General features: G+C 66.7%; 32 protein-coding genes. 20 read left to right on the forward strand and 12 right to left on the reverse strand.

Features of this window, described 5'->3' with window-relative positions:
- Positions 1–39 precede the first annotated feature (39 nt).
- Positions 40–1,431: a bifunctional cytidylyltransferase/SDR family oxidoreductase gene (locus AB0H88_RS24210; protein WP_357647966.1), complete on the forward strand. Its 1,392-nt coding sequence runs from the start codon at positions 40–42 to the stop codon at positions 1,429–1,431.
- Between the two features lie 42 nt (positions 1,432–1,473).
- The gene (locus AB0H88_RS24215; RefSeq protein ID WP_357647968.1) at positions 1,474–1,650 is read left to right on the forward strand and encodes a hypothetical protein; all 177 of its coding nucleotides are present in this window, start codon (positions 1,474–1,476) and stop codon (positions 1,648–1,650) included.
- Here the strand turns inward: AB0H88_RS24215 and AB0H88_RS24220 are convergent.
- On the reverse strand, positions 1,616–2,632 hold the full coding sequence (locus tag AB0H88_RS24220) for a glycosyltransferase family 2 protein (protein WP_357647970.1): 1,017 nt from the start codon (positions 2,630–2,632) through the stop codon (positions 1,616–1,618). The two genes, AB0H88_RS24215 and AB0H88_RS24220, sit on opposite strands and share 35 nt — an antisense overlap.
- A gap of 69 nt (positions 2,633–2,701) precedes the next feature.
- On the opposite strand from AB0H88_RS24220, the gene AB0H88_RS24225 reads away from it, so the two are divergent.
- From AB0H88_RS24225 to AB0H88_RS24240, 4 genes are all read left to right on the forward strand, one after another.
- Positions 2,702–4,144 carry an LCP family protein gene (locus AB0H88_RS24225; protein ID WP_357647972.1) on the forward strand — a complete coding sequence of 481 codons (1,443 nt, stop codon included), beginning with the start codon at positions 2,702–2,704 and terminating at the stop codon, positions 4,142–4,144.
- Between the two features lie 34 nt (positions 4,145–4,178).
- The gene (locus AB0H88_RS24230) at positions 4,179–4,526 is read left to right on the forward strand and encodes an STAS domain-containing protein (RefSeq protein ID WP_357648048.1); all 348 of its coding nucleotides are present in this window, start codon (positions 4,179–4,181) and stop codon (positions 4,524–4,526) included.
- A 116-nt stretch (positions 4,527–4,642) separates the two neighbouring features.
- Complete coding sequence (locus AB0H88_RS24235) at positions 4,643–5,473, forward strand: GNAT family N-acetyltransferase (protein WP_357647974.1); 831 nt, start codon at positions 4,643–4,645, stop codon at positions 5,471–5,473.
- A gap of 11 nt (positions 5,474–5,484) precedes the next feature.
- Entirely contained in the window at positions 5,485–6,324 is an 840-nt protein-coding gene (locus tag AB0H88_RS24240; protein ID WP_357647976.1) for an LLM class flavin-dependent oxidoreductase, read from the forward strand.
- A gap of 40 nt (positions 6,325–6,364) precedes the next feature.
- Here AB0H88_RS24240 and AB0H88_RS24245 read toward each other — a convergent pair whose 3' ends face one another.
- Positions 6,365–6,625 carry a hypothetical protein gene (locus tag AB0H88_RS24245; protein ID WP_357647978.1) on the reverse strand — a complete coding sequence of 87 codons (261 nt, stop codon included), beginning with the start codon at positions 6,623–6,625 and terminating at the stop codon, positions 6,365–6,367.
- 392 nt (positions 6,626–7,017) lie between these two features.
- On the opposite strand from AB0H88_RS24245, the gene AB0H88_RS24250 reads away from it, so the two are divergent.
- Positions 7,018–7,776, forward strand: a complete 759-nt coding sequence (locus tag AB0H88_RS24250; protein WP_357647980.1) for a hypothetical protein — start codon at positions 7,018–7,020, stop codon at positions 7,774–7,776.
- Positions 7,777–7,820: 44 nt separating this feature from the next.
- On the opposite strand, the gene AB0H88_RS24255 is transcribed toward AB0H88_RS24250, so the two are convergent.
- Positions 7,821–9,299 (reverse strand): ATP-binding protein, encoded by a 1,479-nt coding sequence (locus tag AB0H88_RS24255; protein ID WP_357647982.1) that lies wholly within the window; start codon positions 9,297–9,299, stop codon positions 7,821–7,823.
- Between the two features lie 167 nt (positions 9,300–9,466).
- Between AB0H88_RS24255 and AB0H88_RS24260 the strand changes: the two genes are divergently transcribed.
- The 4 genes from AB0H88_RS24260 (at position 9,467) to AB0H88_RS24275 (ending at position 12,646) form a co-directional block, all read left to right on the forward strand.
- Positions 9,467–10,171: a TetR/AcrR family transcriptional regulator gene (locus AB0H88_RS24260; protein ID WP_357647984.1), complete on the forward strand. Its 705-nt coding sequence runs from the start codon at positions 9,467–9,469 to the stop codon at positions 10,169–10,171.
- Positions 10,172–10,179: 8 nt separating this feature from the next.
- Positions 10,180–11,328 carry an NAD(P)/FAD-dependent oxidoreductase gene (locus tag AB0H88_RS24265; RefSeq protein ID WP_357647986.1) on the forward strand — a complete coding sequence of 383 codons (1,149 nt, stop codon included), beginning with the start codon at positions 10,180–10,182 and terminating at the stop codon, positions 11,326–11,328.
- 184 nt (positions 11,329–11,512) lie between these two features.
- Entirely contained in the window at positions 11,513–11,962 is a 450-nt protein-coding gene (locus AB0H88_RS24270; protein ID WP_357647988.1) for a hypothetical protein, read from the forward strand.
- Between the two features lie 330 nt (positions 11,963–12,292).
- Positions 12,293–12,646, forward strand: coding sequence for a hypothetical protein (locus tag AB0H88_RS24275; protein ID WP_357647990.1), 354 nt, complete (start codon positions 12,293–12,295; stop codon positions 12,644–12,646).
- A gap of 483 nt (positions 12,647–13,129) precedes the next feature.
- Here AB0H88_RS24275 and AB0H88_RS24280 read toward each other — a convergent pair whose 3' ends face one another.
- Positions 13,130–13,267, reverse strand: coding sequence for a hypothetical protein (locus tag AB0H88_RS24280; RefSeq protein WP_357647992.1), 138 nt, complete (start codon positions 13,265–13,267; stop codon positions 13,130–13,132).
- A 150-nt stretch (positions 13,268–13,417) separates the two neighbouring features.
- Between AB0H88_RS24280 and AB0H88_RS24285 the strand changes: the two genes are divergently transcribed.
- From AB0H88_RS24285 to AB0H88_RS24295, 3 genes are all read left to right on the forward strand, one after another.
- Positions 13,418–13,645 (forward strand): hypothetical protein, encoded by a 228-nt coding sequence (locus AB0H88_RS24285; RefSeq protein ID WP_357647994.1) that lies wholly within the window; start codon positions 13,418–13,420, stop codon positions 13,643–13,645.
- A gap of 146 nt (positions 13,646–13,791) precedes the next feature.
- The gene (locus AB0H88_RS24290; protein ID WP_357647996.1) at positions 13,792–14,133 is read left to right on the forward strand and encodes a metalloregulator ArsR/SmtB family transcription factor; all 342 of its coding nucleotides are present in this window, start codon (positions 13,792–13,794) and stop codon (positions 14,131–14,133) included.
- 121 nt (positions 14,134–14,254) lie between these two features.
- Positions 14,255–15,145, forward strand: coding sequence for a TIGR03620 family F420-dependent LLM class oxidoreductase (locus tag AB0H88_RS24295; RefSeq protein ID WP_357647998.1), 891 nt, complete (start codon positions 14,255–14,257; stop codon positions 15,143–15,145).
- Here AB0H88_RS24295 and AB0H88_RS24300 read toward each other — a convergent pair.
- Positions 15,142–16,035, reverse strand: coding sequence for an MBL fold metallo-hydrolase (locus AB0H88_RS24300; RefSeq protein ID WP_357648000.1), 894 nt, complete (start codon positions 16,033–16,035; stop codon positions 15,142–15,144). The two genes, AB0H88_RS24295 and AB0H88_RS24300, sit on opposite strands and share 4 nt — an antisense overlap.
- Positions 16,036–16,146: 111 nt before the next feature.
- Between AB0H88_RS24300 and AB0H88_RS24305 the strand changes: the two genes are divergently transcribed.
- Positions 16,147–17,010 (forward strand): LysR substrate-binding domain-containing protein, encoded by an 864-nt coding sequence (locus AB0H88_RS24305; RefSeq protein WP_357648002.1) that lies wholly within the window; start codon positions 16,147–16,149, stop codon positions 17,008–17,010.
- A gap of 35 nt (positions 17,011–17,045) precedes the next feature.
- Here the strand turns inward: AB0H88_RS24305 and AB0H88_RS24310 are convergent, their stop codons facing one another.
- Positions 17,046–17,921 (reverse strand): permease-like cell division protein FtsX, encoded by an 876-nt coding sequence (locus AB0H88_RS24310; RefSeq protein ID WP_357648003.1) that lies wholly within the window; start codon positions 17,919–17,921, stop codon positions 17,046–17,048.
- A gap of 202 nt (positions 17,922–18,123) precedes the next feature.
- On the opposite strand from AB0H88_RS24310, the gene AB0H88_RS24315 reads away from it, so the two are divergent.
- The 3 genes from AB0H88_RS24315 (at position 18,124) to AB0H88_RS24325 (ending at position 19,543) form a co-directional block, all read left to right on the forward strand.
- Positions 18,124–18,546: a hypothetical protein gene (locus tag AB0H88_RS24315; protein WP_357648005.1), complete on the forward strand. Its 423-nt coding sequence runs from the start codon at positions 18,124–18,126 to the stop codon at positions 18,544–18,546.
- A 233-nt stretch (positions 18,547–18,779) separates the two neighbouring features.
- Positions 18,780–19,124, forward strand: coding sequence for a hypothetical protein (locus tag AB0H88_RS24320; RefSeq protein WP_357648007.1), 345 nt, complete (start codon positions 18,780–18,782; stop codon positions 19,122–19,124).
- A 68-nt stretch (positions 19,125–19,192) separates the two neighbouring features.
- Positions 19,193–19,543, forward strand: coding sequence for a hypothetical protein (locus AB0H88_RS24325; RefSeq protein WP_357648009.1), 351 nt, complete (start codon positions 19,193–19,195; stop codon positions 19,541–19,543).
- A 41-nt stretch (positions 19,544–19,584) separates the two neighbouring features.
- Here the strand turns inward: AB0H88_RS24325 and AB0H88_RS24330 are convergent, their stop codons facing one another.
- Entirely contained in the window at positions 19,585–19,854 is a 270-nt protein-coding gene (locus AB0H88_RS24330) for a hypothetical protein (protein ID WP_357648011.1), read from the reverse strand.
- Positions 19,855–20,001: 147 nt separating this feature from the next.
- Positions 20,002–20,370 carry a hypothetical protein gene (locus AB0H88_RS24335; protein WP_357648013.1) on the reverse strand — a complete coding sequence of 123 codons (369 nt, stop codon included), beginning with the start codon at positions 20,368–20,370 and terminating at the stop codon, positions 20,002–20,004.
- A 253-nt stretch (positions 20,371–20,623) separates the two neighbouring features.
- Between AB0H88_RS24335 and AB0H88_RS24340 the strand changes: the two genes are divergently transcribed.
- Positions 20,624–21,769: an FAD-dependent oxidoreductase gene (locus AB0H88_RS24340; protein ID WP_357648015.1), complete on the forward strand. Its 1,146-nt coding sequence runs from the start codon at positions 20,624–20,626 to the stop codon at positions 21,767–21,769.
- A 244-nt stretch (positions 21,770–22,013) separates the two neighbouring features.
- Here the strand turns inward: AB0H88_RS24340 and AB0H88_RS24345 are convergent, their stop codons facing one another.
- The 4 genes from AB0H88_RS24345 to AB0H88_RS24360 all read right to left on the reverse strand — a co-directional run bounded on the left by AB0H88_RS24345 (position 22,014) and on the right by AB0H88_RS24360 (position 24,466).
- A complete protein-coding gene (locus AB0H88_RS24345; RefSeq protein ID WP_357648017.1) occupies positions 22,014–22,274 on the reverse strand; it encodes a Txe/YoeB family addiction module toxin in 261 nt (86 codons plus the stop codon).
- Positions 22,271–22,537, reverse strand: a complete 267-nt coding sequence (locus tag AB0H88_RS24350) for a type II toxin-antitoxin system prevent-host-death family antitoxin (RefSeq protein WP_357648019.1) — start codon at positions 22,535–22,537, stop codon at positions 22,271–22,273. The genes AB0H88_RS24345 and AB0H88_RS24350 overlap by 4 nt, the downstream gene beginning before the upstream one ends.
- 176 nt (positions 22,538–22,713) lie before the next feature.
- Positions 22,714–22,980: a winged helix-turn-helix domain-containing protein gene (locus AB0H88_RS24355; protein ID WP_357648021.1), complete on the reverse strand. Its 267-nt coding sequence runs from the start codon at positions 22,978–22,980 to the stop codon at positions 22,714–22,716.
- 242 nt (positions 22,981–23,222) lie between these two features.
- Positions 23,223–24,466, reverse strand: a protein-coding gene (locus AB0H88_RS24360; RefSeq protein ID WP_357648023.1) for an IS3 family transposase whose coding sequence is annotated in 2 segments (ribosomal slippage) — positions 23,223–24,184 and positions 24,184–24,466 — 1,245 coding nt in all. Because the reading frame shifts where the segments join, the coding sequence is not laid out codon by codon here.
- A gap of 114 nt (positions 24,467–24,580) precedes the next feature.
- Here AB0H88_RS24360 and AB0H88_RS24365 point away from each other — a divergent pair.
- Positions 24,581–25,240: a hypothetical protein gene (locus AB0H88_RS24365; RefSeq protein WP_357648025.1), complete on the forward strand. Its 660-nt coding sequence runs from the start codon at positions 24,581–24,583 to the stop codon at positions 25,238–25,240.
- The last annotated feature ends 175 nt before the right edge of the window (positions 25,241–25,415 follow it).

Consider the following 25,415-nt stretch of genomic DNA (forward strand, 5'->3'; position numbering starts at 1 on the left):
CAACGCGATATCACGGAACCGGACCGTTACGCTCCCCCTATGGAATCTCGGCTGCGCTCCGTAGGGGTGGTCCTGGCAGGCGGTGTCGGTCAGCGTGTCGGCCTCAACACCCCCAAGCAGCTCATCAAGATCGCCGGTAGGACGATTCTGGAGCACACGCTCGCCCTGTTCAACGGCTCACCTGACATCGACGAGGTCGTGGTGCTGATGGCCCCCGGCTACGCCGACACGGTCAAGGAGATCGTGGAAAGGGGCGGTTTCGACAAGGTCAGCCAGATCATCGAGGGCGGTGCGAGCCGTCCCGAGAGCACGTGGCGAGCGCTCAAGGCCCTGGGCCCGAGGGAGTGCAACGTACTCCTGCACGACGCTGTACGGCCCCTCCTGGAGCCCCGGATCATCACGGAGTGTGTCAGGGCCCTGCAGACCTGTTCGGCCGTGGGCGTGGCGATCCCGAGCTCCGACACCGTCATGGTGGCGGCCCCCGGACCTCATGGCGAGATCATCCGCGACATTCCCGACCGATCATGGCTGCGCCGCGCCCAGACGCCGCAGTGCTTCCGCCTGTCGCTGATCCGCCAGGCGTACGAGCGGGCCTTCGCCGACCCCGACTTCGACCGGCAGCCGGCCACCGACGACTGCGGCGTGCTGCGGCGTTACCTGCCCGATGTCCCGATCTCCATCGTGCCGGGCAGCGAGCACAACATGAAGATCACCCACCCGGTCGACGTGTACATCGCCGACAAGCTCCTCCAACTGGCCGCCACCAGCGCGCCCATCCCCGACCCGAGGGACTACCGCGAGGCGCTCGACGGCCGGACCATGGTGGTCTTCGGCGGCGGTTACGGCATCGGCGCCGACGTCGTCGAGCTGGCCACCGGCCACGGCGCCCGCGTGCACTCCTTCTCGCGCACCCAGAACGGCGTGCGGGTGGAGGCCTACGACCAGGTGGTCAAGGCGCTGGCGCAGGTGGGCCAGGTCGACTACGTGGTCAACACCGCGGGTGTGCTGCACATGGGCAAGCTCGCCGAGGTCACCGACGAGACCATCGCCGAGACCGTGGGCGTCAACTACCTGGGCCCGGTCAACGTGGCCCGCGCCGCCTACCCGCACCTGCGCGAGAGCGCCGGCCGCCTGCTGCTCTACACCTCTTCCAGCTACACCAGGGGCCGGGCCGACTACAGCCTCTACTCCTCGACGAAGGCCGCCGTCGTCAACCTCACGCAGGCGCTCGCCGACGAGTGGGCCCCCGACGGCATCCGGGTCAACTGCGTCAACCCCGAGCGCACCAGCACGCCCATGCCCGAACGCGCGTTCGGCGAGAAGCCCCCGCACACCCTGCTCTCACCGCGCGCGGTGGCCCAGACCTCGCTCGACGTCCTCGTCTCCGACCTGACCGGGCAAGTGATAGACGTGCCCTTGGACGGCGCTTGACCTGCTGTTCGTTACTGTGCGGTCGCATGAGGAGACTCTGGCGTGCCGCTCGACGAGGACCCGGCCGGGCTGGCCGGGTTCCTCGACGGCGCGGACATGCCGGCCGCCGCGCGGGACAAGCTCAGGACCTGTCAGCTCAGGACCTGTCAGCTCGGGCCGGAGTTTCCGGACGGGCTGAGTCGGTTCAGTGCGGCGGTCGAGCGAGTCTGCGCGGGCTAGTGAGGAAGCCCCAGCCCCAGGACATGTGCATGGCGGCGTACACGATCGGCAGTCTGGCCTTCACCGCCCCCGGCAGCCCGCTGCCCGTCAGGACGGACCCCGCCACGATCGCGACGGCGTAGCCGCCGGGCGCGATCAGTGCGAGGGGGAAGAACGGCGAGACGATCAGGCCGAGCAGGATCGCCAGCACCGCGGCGGGGGGCGCCAGGTAACGCAGGTTGATCGTGCCCTCGTGGGTGCGCGAGACCACCCGGCGCCAGCGCCCGTAGTGGAAATACTGCTTGGCCAGCGCCTTCACGTTGGGGCGGGGGCGGTAGGAGACCCGCATGCGCGGCTGGAACCAGACCAGCCCGCCGGTCTGGCGGATGCGGTGGTTCATCTCCCAGTCCTGGGCCCGCTGGAAGTGCTCGTCGTAGCCGCCGACCCGGTCGAGTGCCGCGCGCCTGAACACCCCCAGGTAGACGGTGTCGGCGGGGCCCGCCGTGCCGCCCACGTGGAAGGCGGCCGCGCCCACGCCGATCTTGGAGGTCATCGCGCACGCGACGGCCTTCTCGAACGGCGTGATGCCCTCTGCCGCCATGACGCCGCCGACGTTGTCGGCGCCGGTCTCCCTCAGCGTCTCCACGGCGACGCGCAGGTAGTCGGAGGGCAGCATGGCGTGCCCGTCGACCCTGGCGATGATGCCGTTACGGGAGGCGGCGATGGCGGCGTTGAGCGCGTTGGGCGTGCGGCCCGTGGGGTTGGGCACCACGGTCACCCGCCGGTCGGCCGCCGCGATGGCGTCGGCGACCTGTTGGGTACGGTCGTGTGAGGGCCCCACGGCGAGAACGACTTCGATCTCACCTGGGTAGCTCTGGGCGAGGACCATGTCTACGGCCTCGCGTAGATGCCGCTCCTCGTTGAGGACCGGCATGACGACGGAGATGGGCGGCCAGCCGTGCGTCTCCGCTGGCGCGTGCGGCGAGTCGGGGAACTGCTTCATGGCGGGGCTCACGCTACTGTACGAGCAGGGGAGGACGGCAATCCCGCGGTGGCACGAGGGGGGCAGGGCATGCGCGACCCGGGCGAGGAGGACGCTGGAGTACACGTGGGCGGCGACGCGTACGGCGGCGTCAAACTCGTGGGCAGGCGCACGCGCAGGCCGCTCAAGAGCGCCAGGTCCCGGCGCCGGAATCTGATCCTCTCGGGTGTGCTGTCCGTGGGCGTCCTGGCCGGCACCGGCGTGGTGTGGGCGGTGCCGAAGCGGGTCGGCACGATCGACGCGGGCGTGACCGAGTCGGCCCCCCGCGGCGCCATGAACATCCTGCTCGTCGGCGTCGACAAGCGCGACGACCTCACCCGGAAGCAGCAGAACGAGCTCAAGCTGGGCCGCGAGTCGGGCCAGCGCACCGACACCATGATGGTGATCCACCTGTCGGAGGACCACAGCAGGGTCACCGTGGTGAGCCTGCCCCGCGACACCTGGCTGACCATCCCCGGCAAGGGCGATCACAAGATCAACTCGGCCTACCAGTTCGGCGGCCCCAAGCTCGCCCGCCAGACCGTCGAGCAGGCCACCGGGCTGCGGATCAACCGCTACATCGAGGTCAACGTCCTCGGCTTCATCAATGTCGTCGACTCCCTCGGCGGCGTCACCGTCTGCACGCCCGTGCCGATCAAGGACCCCAAGGCCGGGCTGGACCTCGCGGCCGGCACCCACGAGCTCAAGGGCACCCAGGCGCTCGGCTACGCCCGCACCCGCGCCACCGCCCGCTCCGACCTCGACCGCATCGACCGGCAGCAGCAGGTCATCTCGGCCCTGCTGAACCGCGCGCTCAGCGCCGGCACGCTGGCGAACCCGGCCCGGCTCAACTCGTTCGTCAACTCCACGTTGAGCACGATCAAGGTCGATCCCGACGACGACCTGATCGGGCTGGCCACCCAGCTCAGGGACGTCTCGCTGGACAACGTGAAGTTCGCCGACGTGCCGCTGGCCAACGTGGACTTCAAGGCGCCGACCGGCGAGTCGGCGGTGCTCTGGGACAAGCAGGCGTCCCGTGACCTGTTCAGCAGGATCAAGGCCGACGAGGACCTGTCCAAGCCCAGCCCCACTCCCAGCTCGTCCGCCTCGTCCTCCGCCAAACCCACCATTCCGGCGGATCGGATCGCGCTCAAGGTGCTCAACGGCACGCTCATCACCGGTCTCGGTGCCCGCACCAAGACGGCGCTGGTCGCCGCCGGGTTCCAGGTGTCCGGCACGCCGGGCAACACCAAGCGCAAGGACTACAAGAAGACGGTCGTACGCTATGGCCCCGGTCGCGAGGACTCGGCCCGCACGGTCGCCGCGGCCATCCCCGGGGCCGATCTCGTCCAGATGGACGACGACGGCATCGAGGTGATCGTCGGCAGCGACCAGCCGAAGATCAGTAAAGTGAAGAGCTCGACCACGCCAAGTGCCAAGCCCACAACTACCCCGGTTACTAAAACGGCGACCCAGAACATATGTAAGAAATAGGCATATCCCCCCGCCATTCGGGCACGTGACAGCCATGGTGGTCAGGTCGTGGCGAGAGGAACCGCTTACCGTCTTGCATGCCGTCGGAGACCTCGACGTGGCCGGCGCCCCGCGCCTCCAAGCCGCGCTCGATCAGGTACTGGCCTCCGCCGACCCCCCGAAACTGGTGCTGGATCTGACCGACGTGCCCTTCTGCGACTCCGTGGGGCTGGGTGTGCTGGTGGCCACCCACAGCCATGTGCGGCACGCGCACGGCAGGTTCATCCTGGTTCTCGCCCCCGGCATGATCAGTCATCTGCTGACGATCACCAACCTCGACCGGCACTTCGAGACGAGCTCGTCGCTGCTGGAGGCACGGGCGGCGCTCGGCGCGGCGGCCTGAGATCGAGGGATTGTCGAGGGTGTGCTAAACGATGTTCATGACTTTCAGGTTCATGACTTTCAGGTTCAAGACATTCGGCGCGCATCTTCCAGCGGTCTCGTAGGGAGCCGGTCACGTTGTTCGATCAGTTCCCTGAGCCTGCCCGCGGTCAACTGGCCACGGCCTTCGACGAAGGCAAGACGCGGCCGGAGTGGTGTTTCACGGAAGGCCCGGCGCGGCTCGCGTTCTGGGCGCCCTACCGCGACGCGGACCCGGTGATCACCTGGCAGTTCGAGCCCGGCCCCGACCCCGATCTCGCCGCCGGCCTGCTGCGCCGCGGCCTGTCGGAGATGGGCCTGGACAAGATAATCCACGACATCTCCCTCAAACCCGGCCTCACCCCGGTCGTCGACCGAGCCGTCGAACACCAGGCGCTGCTCGGCGCCGGGTTCACGATGGAGGTCGAGCGGCTCATGCTCGAATGGGCGGCCGGGAGTGACGTACCGGTCGATCCGGGCCGGCTGACCTACCGCCCCGCCCGCGGCCTCGACGCCGCCTCCGTACTCGACCTGCTGGTACGCATCTCGGAGGGGTCACTCGACTACGACACGCAGGTGGAGCTGGCCACGGCCGGCGCCGAGCACGAGGCCCGGTGGATGTACGACGACCTGGTCAACCGCAAGGGCAAGCCCGACTGGTTCGTCGTCGGCTACCTGGGCGACGACCCCGTGGGGCTGGTGGCGCCGGACGATCATTCCATCGCGTACATCGGCGTGGTGCCCGAGCACCGGGGCCACGGCTACGTCAACGACCTGCTGGCCAAGGGCACCGCGACGCTGGCCGAGACGGGCGTCGAACGCATCGTGGCGGCCACGGACGTGGGCAACAGACCCACGGCCGGCGCGTTCCGGCGCGCGGGCTATTCGGAGGTCGGCCGACTTTTCCGCTATTACTGGAGGGCCCGTTGATGGAGGAGACCTTGAGACTTGGCGTCATGTTCGACCGCGGCCTGCCGCCGGAGCAGCTGATCCCCTTCGCCAGGGAGCTGGACGGCACGGCGGTCGACGACCTGTGGGTGGTGGAGGACCTGGGCTGGACCGGCGCCATCTCCTCGGCCGCCACCGCCCTGGCGGTCACCTCCCGCCTGCGCGTGGGCATCGGCATCACCCCCGCTCCCCTGCGCAACCCGGCGCTCCTGGCCATGGAGCTGGCCAACCTGGCCCGCCTGCACCCCGGCCGCCTGGCCGCCGGGATCGGGCACGGCGTGCGCGACTGGATGCGCCAGGTGGGCGCCGCGCCTCCGTCACCTCTGGCGCTCCTGGAGGAGACGATCACCTCCGTCCGCGGCCTCCTCCGGGGCGAGACGGTGACCCTGCACGGCCGCTCCGTACACCTGGACGGCGTCTCCCTGGTCCATCCGCCCGCCGAACCACCTCCGGTCCTGGCCGGCGTCCTCGGCCCCCGTTCCCTCGCCCTGTCGGGCCGGGTGGCGCAGGGCACGATCCTCCCGGAGGGTTTCAGTCCCGAGCAGCTTCCCGCTCTGCTGGGCCACATCGGCGCCCCGGCCGACCACGAGGTGGTGACCTTCATCCACTTGTACATCGGCCCCGACGCGCGTGAGGCGACCTGGGACGTCGCCGTGGACCAGGCCGGGTTCCTTCAGGTACGGCCGGAGGAGGTCGTCATGGCCAGCGGCTCCGCTTCGGAGGCCGCCGACGTGGTGCGGCAGATGTGGTCGGCGGGCGCCCAGACGGTGGCGGTACGACCGTTCGGCGCGGATCCGCTGTCACATGTGACGAAGCTCTTGGCGGCTTTGTAGGGTTTTCGGCTATCAGCCGTCTTTGCCGGGTTTTCGGCTATCAGCTGTCGCTGCCGAACTCCCTCTCCACCCGCCGCACGATCTCCGCGTTCCTGGGCAGGTAGGCGGCGTAGAAGTCCTTGCCGCACTCCAGGTCGTCGAGCGCGGCCTTGATCTCCCTGTTCAGGTATTGCCGGGCGGTGTTCACCGGGATACGCGGCTCGTAGTACTGCCCGTCGGGCAGCCCCTTATCGGGAATGTCATCGTTCAGGGCGATCCGCTTCTTCTGGGCCTCGAACTCCTGGCCGCTCCGCCGGCTCATGTCGACCGGCCTGAGAGAGGCTACCTGGTGTCCCTTGCCCTTGAGGCAGTCACCCATGGCCGAGGCCAGCCCGACGAGCTTCGGGTCCGCGTTGAGCTCGCGGTCCAGCCACTGGGCGATCAGCTCATTCTCCTGCTTGGCCCAGTCCTCGTCGGACGTGACGGCCGGGGCTTGTCCGTCTTACCGCCGCTCACGACAGCCGGGGCCACCGGCGGTGAGGCGGCGCAGCCCGCGGCGAGGCCGAGCCCCACGAGAGCCAGAGCGGATCTCTTGATCATGGCATTGCACGATACACCGTTCAACGAAGCATGTGAAGAAGGCGGCCGAACGGTGGATGCCCAATCAGTCGAATGGCCGATGGCGACACCCCGCCGCCAAGCCACGATCGCCACATGAGGCGAATCACGGCAACACCCACGGCACCCCTGACCGCCTTAGCGCTGGCGGGGCTGACCGGACTCATCGCACTGACCGGATGCTCAGTAGACCTGGACGCCAAAGAGGTACACACCGCCCAGTCCTTCCCGTACAGCGGCCCCCAGCTCACCATCAAGTCCTCGCTCGGCGGCCTCCGCATCATGCCCGGCACCGGCGCGACCGTGCAGGTAGAACGCTGGCTCCGCGGCAAGGCGGCCAAGGAGGGCAACGCGTCGTGGTCACTGAGGGACGGCACTCTCCGCCTGAGCGCCAACTGCTCGGTGGTCTTCGGCGACTGCGGCGGCCGCTACCACGTCAAGGTGCCGCCGGGGACGCGCCTCGTCGTAGAGGGCGACGACGACGGCATCATCCTCCAGAACCTCACCCAGGACGTGGACGTCTCGAACGGCGGCCCGATCACGGTGTACGACACCTCTGGCAAGCTCCGCCTCCTGAGCGACGACGCCGCCATCACCGGCGAACGCCTCAAATCCCCCAACGTCCGCGTCCGCTCGAACACCGGCGCCATCGACCTGTCCTTCGCCACACCCCCGTCCAACCTGGACCTTCTGTCCAAGGACGGCCGGGTGACGGCGACCGTACCCGACGGGGCCTACCGGGTCACGACGAGGAGCCAGGACGGACGCGAGCGATCAGAGATCAAGAGCACGGCGAGCGACCGGACCATCGTCGCGAAGAGCGGCACGGGAGACGTACGGATCCTCGCCAAGTAGGCCCCACTCCGACCGGCGGCACAGGGCGACCGACGCGCGGTACATCAGCTTTGGTAGAGGCGTTCAAGCCCGACGAGCATGATCCGGGAGTCGGCATCGGCAGCCGCCATCAACTCTTCCGTGAAACCACTCCCCCCGTAACAGGCCAGAACCGTGTCACGCGTGTCATAACCCTTCCGATCGAGCAGCGTACGGGCCCTGGCCAAGCGTTCCAGGTGATGGTGGCTCATCACCTCACCCCATTTGACCTCACCGAGCGACAGGATTTTCCGCGGCAGCCCAGGCTCTTGCGCGGCGAGAACCGCGACGTCGATCTCGATCTGGGTCCGTTTCGCGGGATCGCCTACCACTCCTGACCCCACCTCAGCCGGAAAGCCGCCATACAGCGTTTCCCCCGCGTCCAGCGCGAAGTCCCGGCACAGGGATTCGAAGTGCGGACCCACGACCTGGGCGAGAAATGTCTGCCGCACGGACCCCCACACCTTCTCCGCCCGGTGAATCTCCAGCTCCGGCCAGCGCCGCCGCATGATGGCCTCATAGAACGTGATCAGCGGCTCCACGATTCGATATCGGAACCGCCCGGACCTGAACAGGTCGGGCTCGCGCGCGACCAGCGCACAATCATCCAGGACGTTCAGAGGGTGAGTGATCTGATCGGATTTGCGGCCGACGTAGTTGGCGATCCCGCCATTGGTGGTGTTGCCACTGGCGATGGCGGCCAGCACCGAGTGATACAGAGCGGGGTCCCGGATATCCGATTCCTCCGCCAGCAGGTATCGCGCTTCGCGGAAGAGCGGAGTCTGCGGATTCAGAACCGTCCTGATGACCCAATCATCGAAATCCGCCAGCCCTGCCGGCACATCTCCCTGCGTGAACTCATACCGGTAAGCCGGCGTCCCACCGAGAATCGTGTGCACGAGTACGGCCAGCCGCGGGTCCGTGAATCCCCAAAAATTTGCGGCGTCCCTATAGCGAAAGGGGTGGATGACAAGTTCGAGACCGGCTCTCCCGCGCAACGGCGCCTGCCCCGCAAGCAAGCCGCCCATCACAGACATCGCCGACCCGCAGAGCACCAATCGCGCCATACTGTCCCGCCCGCTACCTCCCGGCCCGAGCTCCCGCTGAATGATCGACGGCAGCGCCGGCGAGGTTCGGGACAGGAACGGGAACTCATCGAGGATCACCGGCACCGGCCGGCCACGGAAGCTACGGAACAGGTGAGCGATCGCGTCATTCCAATCCCTGAAGGGAACATCGGGAACCTCGCGGGTGTGACGCAGCAGCGCCTCGGCGAACAGCCGGAGGGATTCGGCTTCGGTCGCCTCGGTGGCGGCGAAGTACATCCCGCCCGTCGCCTCCGCCAGGGCTTGCAGCAGGAAACTCTTGCCCTGCCGTCGACGCCCGCTGACCACGCCGAGGGCGGCACCACCCGACGGAGTTGCCCGATCTCCGCCGGACACGAACCGGACGAGCCCTTGCCACTCTCTCGCCCGACCGAAGACCCGCTCTGGCTTCCTGATCATCAGTTCCTTTCAAACTTACAGAAGTATGTTTCCCAGAAGTGTACTTCTGTAGATCAGTCACTTCGCCCAGGAACACGCGGGCGAGACGTTGATCAAAGAGCACACGAGAGCTCCCCGACTATCACGAACGCGTTCGTTACGAACGCGTTCGTGATACTTTGCTCTCCATGAGCACGAACGACAGCGCCCAACAGCCTCCCCACAGCCGACGGGAACGCCCAGCCAAACCCGCGTTGACCAGGCAGGGGATCATCGACGCCGCGCTGGCGATCATGCGCGACGAGGGCCTGCACAAGGTGACGATGCGCCGTATCGCCACCACCCTCGACACCGGGCCCGCCTCGCTCTACGTCTACGTCCGCAACACCGAGGACCTGCACGCCCAGATCCTCGACGCCCTGCTGGGCTCGATCACGGTGCCCGCCCCCGACGCCGGGACCTGGCGCGACCGCCTCAAGGCCGTGCTGAACAGCTACCGCGACGTGCTGTTCCACTATCCGGAGATCGCCAGGATGGCGCTCTCCACCCAACCCAGCGGCCCCCACTACATGGCGCTGGTCGAGGCGGTCCTCGCCTTGCTCGGCGAAGGCGGCGTGACCGGCCGGGCGGCGGCGTGGGGCCTGGACCTTCTGCTGCTGTATCCGACCGCGGTCGCCGTCGAACACAGCGGCGCGAGATCGGCAGCCCAGGAGGCCGCCGATCTTTCCGCGCTGGGCGCGCAGATCGCCGCCGCCGATCCAGCTCGCTACCCGCACATCGCCGGACTCGGCGACGAGCTCATCTCGGGCGACGGGGCCAGCCGCTCCGACTGGGCGTTCCACGTCCTGGTCGACGGGATCCTCGCCGCCATCTCCCGCACCCCTCCCACATAGGAGCCACCATGTCCGCACGTTCCATCGCGATCGTCGGCGCCGGCCTCAGTGGCCTGGTCCTGGCCCGTGTCCTGCAGATGCACGGCATCGAGTCCACCGTGTACGAGGGCGAGTCGTCCGCCGATGCCCGCAGCCAGGGCGGCGTCCTCGACATGCACGAGGAGTCCGGCCAGTACGCGCTGCGCGAAGCCGGCCTCTACGAGCAGTTCCACCAGCTCACCCACCCACAGGGCGAGACCCTGCGCGTCCTGGACAAAGCGGGCACGGTCTTCATCCACCACGAGCCCGAGGGCGGCTATGGCGGGCGCCCCGAAATTGACCGGACCACATTGCGCAACCTGCTCATCGAATCCCTCGACCCCGGCCGCATCGCCTGGGGCCACCGGGTCACCGCGGCCCGCCGGCTCGCCGACGGCCGACACGGGCTGACCTTCGCCAACGGCAGCAGCACCACCGCCGACCTGCTGGTCGGCGCGGACGGCACCTGGTCCAAGGTACGCCCCTTGGTCTCGGCAGCCACCCCGCAATACTGCGGAATCTCCTACCTGGAGCTGCACCTCTCCGATGTCGCGATCCGCCACCCTGAATTGGCCACCCTCGTCGGTCCCGGCATCATGTTCGCCCTGTCCGACGACAAGGCCCTGATGGGCCACGGCGGCACCGACCTTCACCTGGGGGCCTCGCTACGGGTGCCGCAGGACTGGACGACCACTCGCGGCGTCGACTGGTCCAACGCGCCCGCCGCCCGCGAAGCCCTGCTCAAGGAGTTCGCCGGCTGGAGCACCGAACTGACCGACCTCATCCGCAACTGTGACGACACGATCGTCCCGCGACTGATCTACGCCCTGCCGACCGGCCACTCCTGGCCCCGGACCCCCGGCGTGACGCTGGTGGGCGACGCCGCGCATGTGATGTCGCCGTACGCCGGCGAGGGGGCCAACCTCGCCCTGCTCGACGGCGCCGAGCTGGCGCTGGCCATCGTCGCCCACAAGGACGACGTGGAGGCCGCGCTGACCCAGTACGAGACAGCCATGTTCCCCCGCGCGGCCGCCTCGGCCGAAGGGTCCGCCCGGGGCCTGGACATGTGCTTCGCCCAGGACTCACCGCGCGCCATGGTCGACTTCTTCAGCGGCGTCGGCGTACCCATGGAGCACTGACCCACAGCGGTCGTTTCGCCGATCAGCAACCACCGCCGCCCGACAAACAGCTCGATCTGGTCGCTGAGCGGCGACTATGCTGCCCGACGTCTCGCATCACTTCTCGTACGCCCCCATCAAGCCGATTCCGGCACTCCCACGGAGCGGCGACGGACCAGGAACGGAGCTTGAGGCTGCTGTGGCGATGCCCAAGAAGGGATCACGGCTCATCACCGTCGGCGACGCCGCCTTCCGCTGGCGGGTCCGCCACAAGCCCACCCACCGCCAGGACGACAACTGGTCTCCTCTCACCTTCACCGTTGAGCGGGCCGAGGAGCCGGGGAACGTTCTTGTCGTGTCTCTCCCCTGCGCCCGGCCGGACAACTGGCAGGGCGAGCGAACAATCGCCATCCGCCCCGTCCTCGTCGCCGGATGCGTCCAGCGAGCCCTCGAACAGGGCTGGAACTCCGGCCAACGGGGCACGCCGTTCACCCTCACCGTCACCGAGGACGAACTGCCCGGCCTCCTGGGCGAACCGCCGCAATACCTGATCCCCTTCCTCTGGGGCATGATCCCGGAAGGCGGCGGCATCGAAGACCTCCCCCGATGCACGCAGATCTGGAGCCGAACCGACCAGCTACCTTCTGACCAGTAGCCACTTCGAGGTCGTCCACGGATGTCTACCAGTGTCAGAAGTGCCCGCTCAGCGACTTCTCCGGCTTGATCATCTTCCAGGGGCGTACACCGAGGACCGGGGACGTTGTTTGCAACAGCGTCAGCAAGATCGATACTTTTACCTCCGCTCTCGGTCTCGCCGGACTCTCGCCTTTCCGTTTTCTTGTGCTTGGTCTACCCGGCGGAAGGAATGGCTCTGTGTGCCGATCGTCCGGCGGCACGGTCTTGACGCCTGAGTCGGACCGGAAGGCCGGATGGAAAGGGGGCAGCGGTCTTGGTAGCGTGCAGATGTACAGCTTGGAGGCCAACGGTGTCCACCCCGCATCAGGACGGCGAGGCGCTGATCCCTCGCCCGCCATTGACCACCGCTGCTCTCCGGGTGGCAGTTGCTCAGATCGCTCCCGCCTACCTCGGCCAGTTTGTTGACCATCTCGACCAGGCGACAGAGCAGGCGGCGCGGCAGAGCACCGTCGCACCTCTGCAGAACTTCTTGCAGCAATGGGGCGAGTTCGTAGCGATTCAGCGCCGTCCTGCCCGAGCGGCCCGCCTGCAGGCGTTGGAGGCAGAAGTCGCCGCGGCCACCGCCACAGTCAAGTTGGGTGCGGCGTTGGCCGAAATCACCGAGATCACGACAGCCGCGCGCCGAGAGGTCGTCGGTGAGTGACGCCTGGACCTGGAGTACAACCCCGACGCCGAGCATGTCATAACTGGGCTCCCGCCGACCGTCATCCTTGAGGTTGAGCGGCTTGCCGACCAACTCGCGGTCCTGGAAGGGGACGCGATCCGCGCCGGTAGAGGCCCGCTGCATGGGGGAGGTCTTCGAACCCTCGATCTGTTCGGCGGCCGTGGGTTCCTCCACTTCATCGTCGCGGAGCATCTGGGCCTTGTGCTGATCGTTCGCGTTACCTGGATAGATTGACGCACCCTCGCCTCTCCCATCAGGGGAGCTGAAGAACGCCTCCGAGGAATCCCCCTCCCCCGAGGGCCTTCTTGCGTGCGTGGCCGAGACGACTCGAATGCCTAACCTTCTGTTGCAGCCCGGTCAAGTTCCGGAGCCACGAGAAGCGGGGGAATGCGTCGTACTTGAGTGCGAGGTCCTCAGGAAGGGGGCCTTCAGCGTCGATCGCCTCAACCACGGTTGCCGGGCCTAGGCATGGTCCCAGGCTGTGGTGAAGAGCTGGAAGGTGTAGTCGTACATCAGACCGTAGCGGGGCTCGATGTTGTTCCTGCCAGCGGCGACCTCCCTGATGTATTCGGCGTTGATGTCGACCTGCTCGGCCGGCATTCCGCAGGAGAAGCACCAGGATCCGTAGGTCTGACTGGCCCGCGCGGAACAGAAACGGTGGCGATGTCGTGGCGCCGTATTGGCGTTGCCTCGTCGTCGCGCCGGTGGGACGATCACGTGTCCTGATCGTCGTTTCACCGTGGGATGGCAGTGTCGCTCAACGATAGATCGCAGAGGGATCTGGCGGCCGCGGTGAACGCGCTGACCGCCCGCTGGGCGACGACCTGCTCCGGCGAGTCGGTCGTCATGGCCGGAGTGGGCGCCTGGCCGCTGCTGGCATATCTCGCGACAGCGGCCGACGGTCCAGGACGGGTCGAACTGCAGAAGGCCACCGGGATGGACGCCACCGCAGCCGCCCCAGCGGTGCGGGCCGTGTGATCACCGCCTCCGAGATCACGTCATGGCGCGTTTGTCGGTAACCTCGCTCCGCCAGACAGGCATCCCGCCCGATTGACGCTGTGACCGGGCGAGGACCTCTCCCGGCACTTCCTCGTGATTTGACCCTATAATCGGCTCGACGACCTATGACGACACACGCCGAACCCTCACAAGACGCCTCCGCGCAGCTGGTTGACGTGTTCAAGGCGCTCGCCAACCCCGTACGGCTCCAGGTGCTCCAGTGGTTGCGCGACCCCGAGCACCATTTCCCGATGGAGCAGGCGATCGCGGACCCGCACGAGGTCGGCGTGTGCGTGAGCCACATCCAGGCCAAGACCGGGCTCGCGCAGTCGACCGTCTCCGCCTACATGGCGTCGTTGCAGCGTGCCGGGCTGGTCCGCGCCACTCGCGTCGGGAAGTGGACGCACTACCGGCGTGATGAGAAGCGCATCGCCCAGCTCGTCGACGTGCTGGGACGCTCGCTCTAACGACTCACCAAACGCCCCTAGCAGGCCCGGCGTTTTACCTCATATCGACAATATGCGATACTTCGCTGCGTTCCTGGTCATGGGCGAGGCGGTTCCGTACCGTCGGATAGCAGGAGGAGACATGGGCGCGATCGATGGAATGGATCTGGGGCGCTTCGGGGTCTGGACGTTCGACTTCGAAGACCAGCCCGCGAGCATGATGCGGGAGTCCATCCAGGAGCTCGAAGAGCTCGGCTGGCCGGCGTTCTGGATCCCGGAGCTGGACGGACGTGAGGCGATGACGCACGCCGGATTCCTGCTGTCGTGCACCGAACGCATCAGCGTCATCAACGGCATCGCGGGGATCTGGTCCCGCGAGCCGCGGTGGACCCAGGGAGCGGCGTTGCTCCTGGCCGACGCCTACCCGGATCGCCACCTGCTCGGCCTCGGCTTCGGGGGCGAGCGGCCCGGAACCAAGCCGCTGCAGGCGATGAGCGACTATCTGGATGAGATGGACGCGACCACGAGCGCCAATCCCGCGCCGCGGGCGCCGATGCGACGCCTGCTGGCGGCGTACGGACCGAAGATGCTGGAGATGGCCCGCGATCGGTCCGAAGGCGCTCATACCTACCACGTGACGGTGCGGCACACGGCGCAGGCGCGGGAGGTGCTGGGCGACAGTCCGTTCCTCGGCGTCGAGCAGGCAGTGCTCCTGGAAAGCGACCCGGACAAGGCGCGGGCGATCGCGCGCGAGCATCTGCACGTGTATTTCACGACGAAGTACAACATCGCCAAGTTCCTCCGCCTGGGCTACACCGAGGCCGACATCGACGGCGGCCGTGGCAGCGACCGGCTCGTCGACGACCTCGTGTACTGGGGCGACCTCGACACGATCGTCGGCAAGCTGCACGACCACCTGGACGCCGGCGCCGACCACGTCGGCATCCAGGTTCTCGGCATCGAACCCGGCCAGTCGGCCATGCCGCAGTGGCGCCGACTAGCCGAGGCGCTGCTGCCCAAGCGCGCCGCCTAGGCGGTGTGCTCCGAGCACAGACAGCCGACCCCCTTCTCGATCCACTCCTGGCCGTCCCACTCCGGATGCCGCGCGATCATCAGGGCGGCCACTTCTTCGGCGATCGTCTCCTCACTCATGGCCGAGTCGCGGCGTACCCAGGTCTCATCACGCAGCAACCGAAGGTAGTCCCGTACGTCGGCCAGGAGCTGAGGGCCGCCCACATCGCCATGGCCGGGCACCACCACCTGCGGGCTTTCGGCGGCCAGCCGCTCCATCACCGCCAGCCAGCGGGTGCCCGACACATCGGTGTCATGCGGCGGGAACCAGGGGAAGATGGCGAACTGCCCGGCCTCCACCAGATCGCCGGTGAACATCACCCCCGCGTCCGGGACCGTGATCACCTGATCGCCTTTGCTGTGGGCCCGGCCGGTGGCCCGCAACCGCACCACCCGACCGCCCAGGTCCAGGTCGTGCTCATGGTCGTAGACGACGTCGGGAGTCGCCAATCGCACGCCCTCAAGCCGGCGCGCGACCGACTCTCCGAGCCCCTTGAACATCTCGATATAGCCAGGCCCCTTCACCTTCAGGTCCTCGGCCTGCGCCCGGTTGATCAGGAACGTCGCCTCCTCCGCGAACACCTGAGCGCCGAACGCGTGCTCGGGATGAAAATGCGTCGTGGTCAGGTACAGCGTGCGCCCGTCAGCGAAGTCGGCCGCGAACTTGAGCACGGTTTCGGCGTTCGCCGTGCCCATACCGGTATCGACGACAAGGACCGAATGCGTACCGCCGATAAGACCGATGTTCGGCACCAGCGGCACCCGCCGGTTCGGAATCACCACCAGATCGCGGGCGAGCTCCTGTACGTCCGTGACCTGTACAACGGGGTCGGGCAACACAAATTCGGCCATACGGACTCCTTGGAAGCGGCAGTTTCGGCCTCACCACTCCACCGCGAGACGCTAGGAGGCGTCCAACACCGATTCCGCAGGCCCGATGCCGTACGGGTATCGTCGCCGCTGATGGACCTACGCACGCTGCGCTACTTCGTGGCCGTCGCCGAAGAGCTCCACTTCGGCCGCGCCGCCATCCGCCTGCACATGACACAGCCGCCCCTGAGCAGGGCCATCAAGCAGCTGGAGACCGACCTCGGCGCCGTCCTGCTGCACCGATCACCCGCCGGGGTCTCGCTCACGCCGGCCGGAGCAGCACTCTACGACGAGGCGCGCACCCTGCTGGAGCAGGCCGATCAGGCACGCACCAGGGTCGCCGCCGCAGCCGGCACGGCCACCATGACCATCGGCACCCTCGCCGACAGCGCCGAACAGGCGGGCAACCAACTCGCCGCCGCCTTTCGCCGGCGCCATCCAGGGCTGGACGTCCGCATCCGCGAAGCCGACTTCACCGATCCGACCACCGGGCTGCGCTCCGGCCTGGTCGATGTCGCCCTCACCCGGGCACCCTTCGACGAAACCGGTATCACCACGCACGTCCTGCGCTCCGACCCGGTCGGAGTGGTCCTCCGCGCCGACGACCCACTGGCCGGCCGTGACCGCCTGCGCCTGCACGACCTCGCCGACCGCCGCTGGTTCCAGCTGCCCGAAGGCACCGACCCGGTCTGGCGGGCGTTCTGGAGCCACCCCGTGGGCCTGGGCCAGGACGGTCCGGTGGTGCGAACCGTTCACGAGTGTCTTCAGGCGGTTCTGTGGAACGGCACAGTTGGGCTGACCACGCTCACCCACGCCCTTCCGGAAGGTCTCGTCGCGGTTCCGCTGGTCGACATGCCGCCCAGCCGTCTCGTGGTCGCTTGGAACAGCACCGACTCCAGCCCGCTCATCCGCTCATTCCGGCAAGTCGCCGCCGCCGTCTACCGCCCTGCCGGCTAGCTTGCGGCAGTGGCTGTAGTTCTTGGCGGGGGCTCTTACCCGCATTGGGTCCCGAGTTTCTGGAGCCCATATTCTGACCACAGTCGGGCCTTCTGGAACAGGCACCGCACGTCGTACGCCTCGCTCACCCCCGGCATCCGCGCCAGCCGACGACTCGGTGAGTCAGTGTCGGTTTTGGGCTGCATCGACAGCCGGTAGGACTCGGGCATGTCCGACACCCTGGTGGCTGAGATGAGTGCTTTGTTGTCCGCGAACGTCTTGACGAAGTTCCGGTACGCCGTCCGCTGATCTTCGTATACGTACGATTCGAGCCCGGGGGTCCGCTCGATGACGGCGACGATCGCCTTCTTCTCTTTGACCGTGGCCGCCGACTTGTTCGCCTTGCCCCGTCCATGCAGACAGGCAGGCCAATCCGAGCCCTTCATGCATAGAAATACGGATATTTCCGGCTTCAACGCAGCCTCGACGCGATTCTTCGCCTGGTCGACGGCGAGCCCTACCCCTGGCCGCCGGTTCGCCGAGAGCACGATCCGGGTTCGGTCGGCCCCTCCCGACACCCGCACGCGGAACGACTCCGGCAGGTCTTTGGCACGCACGCTCGCCAGCACCTTCTTCTGGCCGGCGAACTCCTGGCGGAAGCTCGCGTCCGCCGCTGCCCGGCTCACGAAGCGCACCTCGGTCACCTTAGGCGCGGACTTCAGGAACGTCCCGACGTCCCGCCTCTGCTTCGCCGTGGCGTACCGCTTGTGACACCCGTCCGCGGACGGCGTACACAGGAAGACAGCGATCTCCCAGTCGTCGCTGAAGTTGATCTCCGAGCTCGGCACCGCCTCGGCGGCCACGACCGGCCCGGCCATTCCTGAAAGCGCCACGACGGCCGAGACCGTCAGGCGCCATAACCAGCGCTTCACCGCACTCCTCGCTTGACGCCTGAATAGCCACCTGGGTGTTGACTCCCGACGCAGGGCGACTGCATCACCAGCAACTTTGGCCAGTACTCGTCAAGCTATGGCATCGCGGCCTGGAGCCGTGGCCCGTTCACGCTGTCGTTCGGGGGCAGAATCAACCCCGAACGCACAGTCCTACGTTAGGGAGCCACGCATCAAAAGGATAATGAGCTGGCTGGCGTTACCCGCGATCGTTGCCGCCGCGGTCGGCTGTGGCGCCAGCGGCGGATCCGATCCGAATCGCATCACCGTTGCAGGCCGTGACCCGCAGATTCTGATCCACCACCATTCCGAGATCGGAATGCAGGCCCTTCTCACGGGGAAACTCGTCTACATATCGGCGACCAAGTGCCTGGTGGTCAAGAACCCGGACATCGTCGTGCCCCTCTGGCCGGAGGGCACCGAGCCGCTCCTGGAGAACGGGAAGCGAGGCGCACGCCTGCCAGGCAACGGACCCGTGCTCCTGGAAGGCACCGACGTGCGGATCAGCGGAGGATACGTCGATCGGAAGCCCGGCCTGAAACTCCCGAAGGATTGCGTGGCCGACTCCGCGATCTTCGAGGTGAACCCATTCACGCCGGTCGGATAGCAGTCCCATCCGGGCCTGCGACCCCGGCATGTCGAGGATCTGACCGGGTTTGACGCTCGATGAGCGGCGTGTTCGCTGGTAATAGCCGCGTCCCGGCCGCGCTGCTTATCGGCGCCGCAGCCTGGGCATCGGGTCTCAAGTGGGAGCATGATCGATGTCGGGATGGAGACAGTAGCGATCACGAGCTCATCGGAGGGCGACGATTGACACCGCACAGCGCTCCCAACTACCAAATGCTGATCACGTCGCAGCAGCGCCTCGTGCTGATCATCGTGGCCAGCATAGGTGCGGTCGCCATGTTGGTGATCGCGTTCCTCGGTCTCGTCGAGATCGGCTGGGCCGGGGTGTGCGGTGGTAACACCTGTGCCAGGGGGTGGCACGTCAACCTCCTGGAGGCGGCACTCGTCCTGCCTCCCATCGCCGCCCTGCTCTTCGCTTATCACTGCTCGTTCTCCAGAGCGGGGATCGTCGGCAGGATGCTCATGGCCCAGACTCTGGCCTTCTCGGCGGCTGTGTCCGTCTGGTTCGTCGCGGAGCGGATCCTTATATATGTCGAGGACCTCGCCCGCTTCGGATGATTTTCCGACCGCTCCTGGGGATCCTTTCCTTTCGGCGTGGTCCGGGCACGCCGCTACACCCCATCGACATGAGTGACGCCGAGTGGGAGACCATCGAACCGGTCGCGCTCTGGCCGACCGACCTGCTCACCAGCGCCATGGATCAGGTGGTACGGCGTGTTCCCGGAGTGCCGCAGAATGAGGCCGGCAGATCCACCGCCGGATTCATCGAGCCGGGGTTCTCGGTAGTGGACTGGTCTCGGTCAGCGCGAGAAGTGCACAACCAGGTGCGGATGTACGCGCTCATGGGTCGTGATCACGGGCTGCACATTTCCCAACTCGACCAACCAGTGAGCCTGTACATCTGGTTGTCCGCATCTTCCGCGATGCGGAGCGCCTCCGCTCAAGTCAGCGCAATAGGAGCCCACCTCCATTCGTAGCGGCCAGCTCCATTCGTTCGTTGACGGCGCCGTCGGGCAGATCAGGCATCGGGAATGTCTGCCTTCGCCGCCAGGATCGTCTTCCGCGGGATGATAACCAGCCGTTCGCCGGGGTCGACGCTGACCCCATGAGGGAGGCGACCTTCATACAGCGCCGTAAGGTCCGACCCGATGACCGCGACGTCACCATTGTCAAGTTCCCAGATATCTGGACAGCTCGAATTGCCGGACGTTTGTCCGAGCTCATGGGATGACTTCCCTATGCGCCGAAGGAAAGATGCAGTTGGATCCGGTTCCCATTTTCCGGTCATGACATTTCCTCCGAGAGATCGTGACCGCTATTACCATTAGCGAAGGTGGTGTAATCGATGTACGATGAGCGAACGTTCTCGGCGTGGGTCCACATCTATAGCTATCTGGGATTCCCTTTGCATGCAAGAGGAATTGCACCACAGGAATCATGATGACAGACCAGCAAATGCAGCCATGATCGCGGTCACTATGGCGCCCAAGGCAGCCGAAGGACTTGCTGAGGGTCGCAAGCCGCGTTCGAGGCGCTGGTCAGGTTGGTTCGGCGTACATTCGAAGGCCACGATTCCGCGCAGTCCGCACTCGCCGATGCCGAAGCCGAGCCGGGAAATGAAGTGAGGGTCAGAGCCCTTCGCCAGGAGCTGGCGCAGGCCGCTACAGAGGACCCTGCGTTCGAGACAGAACTTCGAGGCCTCCGGCGAGAGATCGAGCCGCATCTGAACGCGAGCGACGGCGGCGTGGTCAACACCGTCGCCGGCACCGTCGAAGGCAGTCTGGTGCAAGCGCGCGTTGTTCACGGCGGCATCGCCTTCGGCGTCCCCAGGCGAACCGAGGTCTGACCCGCGAGACCTGCGCCGCCCGCTCCTCGGCCGCCCCGCCGGCTCCGGCCAGGCACCGCCACCCGGGAAGACGACCGCCCGGGAATGTCAGTGCCATCGCCTGACATCACCAAGAAGCCGGCACCGCGCCCGCCCGCTTCGGCACCCGATTTCGGACCCTTTGCCAGTCCCGTTCATAACATGTTTGCATGCTAGAAGTGGGAGTTCGCCGGTGATCTGGGAAGGGGCGTTCGTGGGGATCGGATCCGTGAAGCGGCCTGAGCGTGTTGCTGTCATCGGAGTGGGCGTCCTCGGAGCCAGCGTGGGCTGGAACCTGTCCCGGCACGGCGCCAAGGTGGTCTTCATCGACGCGGGCCAGCCGGGCGAAGGCGTCACCAACTGGTCTTTCTCGTGGGTCAATGCCAGCAACAAGACCGCGCGCAAGTCCTACTTCGACCTGAACGTCGCGGGCATGGCAGCCTACCGTGAGCTTGCCAGAACCATCGGGCCAGACTCATGGTGGCATCCCAGCGGCCACCTGCGCTGGACAGACGGTCCCGCAGCCGAGGCGAAGCTCCTGGAAACAGCCGAACTGCTGGCTGGCTGGGACTACCAGGTCGAGGTGTACACGGGGGCCGAGGTGCGCCGCCGCCTCGAGCCTGCTCTCACGATGCCCGGCGAGGCTCCAGTCGTGTTCTACCCCGACGAAGCCTGGGTGCATGGACGTCATCTCGTCGGCCGCCTGGTCGGCCAGGCCGTTGCGTCCGGCGCCGAGCACCGATTCGGCGCCGCGGTCTGTGACATCGGCACCGGTACCGACGGGAGCATCCGGACAGTTGTCCTATCCGATGGGAGCCGTCTCGACGTCGACACCATCGTGAACGCGGCAGGCCCCAGCGCCTCCCACGTAGCCGGGCTCATCGCACGGCACTTGCCGATGCGCCGGGAACCCGGCGTCGTCACCCGGATCGGCTGTGCGCAGGTCCCGGTTCGCCGAGCCATGCACGCGCCGCACATCGAGATCCGTCCTGACGGAGACGCTTCGATGGTCCTCCACAGCCGCGAGATCGACGCACTCATCGACACCGGCGAAGATCCAGCGGAATTCGGCCGGCTGCTCCACGAATCGGCGCGGCACGTCGTTCCCGAGCTCGACGACTCCCGCATCGTACAGACACGGGTAGCCAACCGGCCCATCCCAGCCGACGGATACCCCTCGGTGGGAGCGGTGCCGTCTGTGTCGGGCTACTACGAGGCCGTTTCCCACAGCGGCATCACTCTCGGGCCGGTAATCGGCCGGCTGCTTGCTTCGGAGATCCTCAGCGGGAAGAGCGATGAGATGCTCGCGGACTTCCGGCCGGAGCGGTTCCACTCGTGACAGCCCGGGCAAGCGCCACCAGTACCACGGCCAGGCGGGTGCGTCTCCGTGCACCCGAAAAAGGCTCGTAAAGCCGCGCCGCCGTGTCACGCGAGCCAACCTGGAACACGCTCACAGGAGGTCTCAGATCGGTCAGGCCGGGGTGGTTGCCCAGACGCATGCAGGCTGGCCCTCGATGGACGGGTTCGCGCCTCGCCCACCACGCCACTATGGGCCGGCGATTACTCGTCCGCGTGCTCGACGGCTACTTCTCATAGTGATAGCGGCAGGCGGCGATCATGATGGTGTCGTCGTTGACTCGATAGACGAGCCGGTGTTCTGAGGTGACGCGCCGGGACCAGTAGCCGGACCATTCATACTTCAGCGGCTCCGGCTTGCCGATGCCTTCGTTCTCGTTTCGAGTTATGTCGGCGATCAGCTGGTTGATCCTTTTGAGGATGCGTCGATCTTCTCGCTGCCAGTAGCAGTAGTCCTCCCAGGCGAGTTCGTCGAAAAGGATCTTCACGAGGTGGTGTCCTCATCGGCCAGTTCGCGGACTGTGCCGCCGCCGGCCTCCAGACGGGAGACCGCCTCGGACAGCCGTCTGCGGTTGACGGGAGAGGCCATCAGGTAGAGCGTCTCGCGCATCGATTCGTATTCGCGCTGCGACACCATGACGACGCCTTCTCCGCCGGGGCGGGTGATGAGGACTTCTTCCTGGTCGTCGATGACGGCGTCGAGGGTGGCGGCGTAGTTGGCCCGCGATTCGGACATGGTCATCACCTTCATGCCATCAGTGTACGTGATGATGTACATCAGGAATGCGGCATGCCTAGCAATGGCACGGCTCCGGGGCCGTAACAGGTCTCAGGTCGGCCAGGCCGGGGTGGTTGCCCAGACGCATGCAGGCTGGCCCTCGATGGACGGGTTCGCGCCTCGCCCACCACGCCACTATGGGCCGGCGATTACTCGTCCGCGTGCTCGGCGGTGACGAAGCTGCCGAGGTTGGGGACGGTGTAGACCCTGCCTGCATCTCTGAGGCGCTCCATGGCCTTGCGGATGGTAGGGCGGGCGACGCCGAACTCCTCCATCAACTTGACCTCGGAGATCTTGAACTTGGGTCCCCACTCCCCTGAGTCGATCCGCGCCTGGAGAACTTCGAGGATCTGCTCCCAGCGGGAACGATCCTCATCAAACTCCCACATACGGGTGTGCTCGACATATCTGGCCACATTACAAGGCTAGAAGGGAGCTTCACGGCCCTCCCAAGCGGATCATGTAGCTTCATGGAGCTTCATGGAATAGCCAGGCGCTTACAGGATGTCGTACTCTGGCGGTATGGCGTCGGTGACTGGCGGTCGAGAGCTCCTCCGGGTGGAGATTCCCGCCGTGTGCATCCCCGCTGGTGGTGTCGCGGGGTGCAGACCGAGCGGCACCGCCCACTCACTGAACCGCCCCGACTTTGATGGAGACCTCAACGGTTGATTCCGGCGGGTTCGCTGGGTTGGTGTTGAGCGTAGTAGAGAGCCTCGTACTCCTCTGGTGGCAGGTGTCCGATCGCTGAGTGCAGGCGGGTGGCGTTGAACCAGTCCACCCATTCGGCGGTGGCCAGCTCGACGTCGGCCAGGCTGCGCCAGGGCCCTCGGGGCTTGATCAGCTCGGTCTTGTAGAGGCCGATCTGCGATTCCATCAGGGCATTGTCGAGTGCGTCGCCGACGGTGCCGATGGAGGCATCGATCCCGGCCGCCAGCAGATGCGTGGTGAACCGGAAAGACGTGTATTGACTACCGGCATCGCTGTGGTGGATCAGCCCCGGTTCGACCGGCCGACCGATGCGCTCGCGCCGCCACAGGGCCATGTCCAGAGCGTCGAGTACGAGCGTGGTGTGCTTGGTCAGCGAGGCGGCCCACCCGACGATGGTCCGGGAGTAGACGTCCACGACGAAGGCGACGTAGACGACGCCGCACCAGGCGGCCACGTGCGTGAAGTCGGCCACCCAGGCGGCGTTGGGACGGTCGGTGGTGAAGTCGCGCTGGAGCCGGTCGGCGGCTCGCTCGTGGCCGGGGTCGGCGATGGTGGTGCGCACCTTTTTGCCGCGCCGGGCGCCTTGCAGGCCGAGGGCGCGCATGCGCCGTTCGACGGTGCAGCGGGCCACCCGGTGCCCTGCGCGCTGGAGTTGATGCCAGATCTTGCGGGCGCCGTAGACGCCGTAGTTGGCGGCATGGATGCGCTGAATGTACTCGTCCAGTTCGGCGTCGCGCAGGGCGCGGGCCGAGGGTGGGCGGTTCTTGGCGGCGTAGTAGGTGCTGGTGGAGATGGGGCAGCCGTGTTCGGTCAGGACACGGCAGATCGGCTCGACACCGAACACGTCGGCGTGCTGGTCGATGAAGGTCACGAGTGCGTGTGTGGCCGGTCGAGCTCGGCCGCGAAGAAAGTCGACGCGGCCTTCAGGATCTCGTTGGCGCGGCGGAGTTCGGCGTTCTCGCGGCGCAGCCGCTTCAGCTCGGCCGACTCGTCGGTGGTGCGGCCGGGCCGGCTGCCCTCGTCGATCTGGGCCTGGCGGACCCAGGTGCGCAGCGTCTCCGCGGTGCCGATACCGAGCTTGGTCGCAACCGCGTTGATCGTGGCCCACTCGGTCGGGTAATCCGGCCGCAACTCGGCGACCATCCGAACCGCTCGACGGCGCAGCTCGGCGGGGTAGGGAGACTTACCTGGCATGGACTCGATCCTCTCAAGAGATCAAGTCTCCACCGAAACCGGGGCGATTCAGTGGTGTACCTGTCCTGGCACACTGCTTGGTGTATCTCCGGTGGCCGAGCAGATAGGTGCCGCATGGGGCAGGACGAGGTTTCGACGTGGGATGGCGTCACTCTGCGGTCGAGTTACAGCGATTGGGTGATCGAGGGACGCGACAAGCTGGCCAACGCGGCGCGTGACGGTGACTGGCCAAGGGTCTTCGATCTGCTCGAAGCACACCCTGATTGGATCAACAGCGGCAGAGTCGGCGGCAGTAGCCGATACGCCCCGCTTCACCAGGTCGCCTGGCACGGTGCTGACGCCGACATTGCTCACCAGTTGGTTGCAAGCGGCGCCTGGCGCATGCTGCGCACGGCTCAAGGAGAGCAGGCGGTCGACATCGCTGATCGCATGGGACACCATCATCTCCTGGTACCGCTCACGCCAGTTATCCGCCACCAACTACCAGTCGAGACCATGAGCTCGATCCAACGCCACTTTCACACGCTGATTCACGACCGTGCCGGTGATCTGATCACCGATCAGCAGTTACGCCTTCCCGAGCTGGAAACACTCACCGAGCAGCGGAACCCAGCCTGCTGGTTTGCTGTCCCCGGCATGTATGGCGGTTTCAGCTATCGACTAGAGCGAACCGAACTGACCGTGGAAAGTTGGTGTCGCATCGTTGGGGGATCGGGTCAGCGGCACGTTATCGACGAGCACGGTGCACGGCTCGTTGCCGAGGGTTTCGTCTGATCAACAGAATCCGGAGCCAATAGATCGTATAAAGTCCGTGGCGCGGCTTTGCGGATCAGTTGCGGTACTTCCGTGCTGTAGTGCGCCACGAGGCGCTGGTGCGCCGTGAGGCGCTGGGAATCGAAGGAGGTGTGAGACCTCCTCGCTGGGCTGTCGCAGCAGTCTGGTGGGAGCT

Source organism: Nonomuraea sp. NPDC050680 (assembly GCF_040654555.1).
Taxonomy (GTDB): domain Bacteria; phylum Actinomycetota; class Actinomycetes; order Streptosporangiales; family Streptosporangiaceae; genus Nonomuraea.

Excerpts from the sequence above, each read along its gene's own strand:
- AB0H88_RS24350 (WP_357648019.1), bottom strand. The coding sequence starts at position 22,537 with ATGAAGGTGATGACCATGTCCGAATCGCGGGCCAACTACGCCGCCACC.
- AB0H88_RS24290 (WP_357647996.1), top strand. The coding sequence starts at position 13,792 with ATGACGACACACGCCGAACCCTCACAAGACGCCTCCGCGCAGCTGGTT.
- AB0H88_RS24220 (WP_357647970.1), bottom strand. The coding sequence starts at position 2,632 with ATGAAGCAGTTCCCCGACTCGCCGCACGCGCCAGCGGAGACGCACGGC.
- AB0H88_RS24210 (WP_357647966.1), top strand. The coding sequence starts at position 40 with ATGGAATCTCGGCTGCGCTCCGTAGGGGTGGTCCTGGCAGGCGGTGTC.
- AB0H88_RS24270 (WP_357647988.1), top strand. The coding sequence starts at position 11,513 with ATGCCCAAGAAGGGATCACGGCTCATCACCGTCGGCGACGCCGCCTTC.
- AB0H88_RS24300 (WP_357648000.1), bottom strand. The coding sequence starts at position 16,035 with ATGGCCGAATTTGTGTTGCCCGACCCCGTTGTACAGGTCACGGACGTA.
- AB0H88_RS24365 (WP_357648025.1), top strand. The coding sequence starts at position 24,581 with ATGGGGCAGGACGAGGTTTCGACGTGGGATGGCGTCACTCTGCGGTCG.
- AB0H88_RS24305 (WP_357648002.1), top strand. The coding sequence starts at position 16,147 with ATGGACCTACGCACGCTGCGCTACTTCGTGGCCGTCGCCGAAGAGCTC.
- AB0H88_RS24265 (WP_357647986.1), top strand. The coding sequence starts at position 10,180 with ATGTCCGCACGTTCCATCGCGATCGTCGGCGCCGGCCTCAGTGGCCTG.
- AB0H88_RS24260 (WP_357647984.1), top strand. The coding sequence starts at position 9,467 with ATGAGCACGAACGACAGCGCCCAACAGCCTCCCCACAGCCGACGGGAA.
- AB0H88_RS24320 (WP_357648007.1), top strand. The coding sequence starts at position 18,780 with ATGCTGATCACGTCGCAGCAGCGCCTCGTGCTGATCATCGTGGCCAGC.
- AB0H88_RS24230 (WP_357648048.1), top strand. The coding sequence starts at position 4,179 with ATGGTGGTCAGGTCGTGGCGAGAGGAACCGCTTACCGTCTTGCATGCC.
- AB0H88_RS24295 (WP_357647998.1), top strand. The coding sequence starts at position 14,255 with ATGGGCGCGATCGATGGAATGGATCTGGGGCGCTTCGGGGTCTGGACG.
- AB0H88_RS24245 (WP_357647978.1), bottom strand. The coding sequence starts at position 6,625 with ATGAGCCGGCGGAGCGGCCAGGAGTTCGAGGCCCAGAAGAAGCGGATC.
- AB0H88_RS24225 (WP_357647972.1), top strand. The coding sequence starts at position 2,702 with ATGCGCGACCCGGGCGAGGAGGACGCTGGAGTACACGTGGGCGGCGAC.
- AB0H88_RS24250 (WP_357647980.1), top strand. The coding sequence starts at position 7,018 with ATGAGGCGAATCACGGCAACACCCACGGCACCCCTGACCGCCTTAGCG.
- AB0H88_RS24280 (WP_357647992.1), bottom strand. The coding sequence starts at position 13,267 with ATGCCGGCCGAGCAGGTCGACATCAACGCCGAATACATCAGGGAGGTC.
- AB0H88_RS24330 (WP_357648011.1), bottom strand. The coding sequence starts at position 19,854 with ATGACCGGAAAATGGGAACCGGATCCAACTGCATCTTTCCTTCGGCGC.
- AB0H88_RS24315 (WP_357648005.1), top strand. The coding sequence starts at position 18,124 with ATGAGCTGGCTGGCGTTACCCGCGATCGTTGCCGCCGCGGTCGGCTGT.
- AB0H88_RS24325 (WP_357648009.1), top strand. The coding sequence starts at position 19,193 with ATGAGTGACGCCGAGTGGGAGACCATCGAACCGGTCGCGCTCTGGCCG.
- AB0H88_RS24255 (WP_357647982.1), bottom strand. The coding sequence starts at position 9,299 with ATGATCAGGAAGCCAGAGCGGGTCTTCGGTCGGGCGAGAGAGTGGCAA.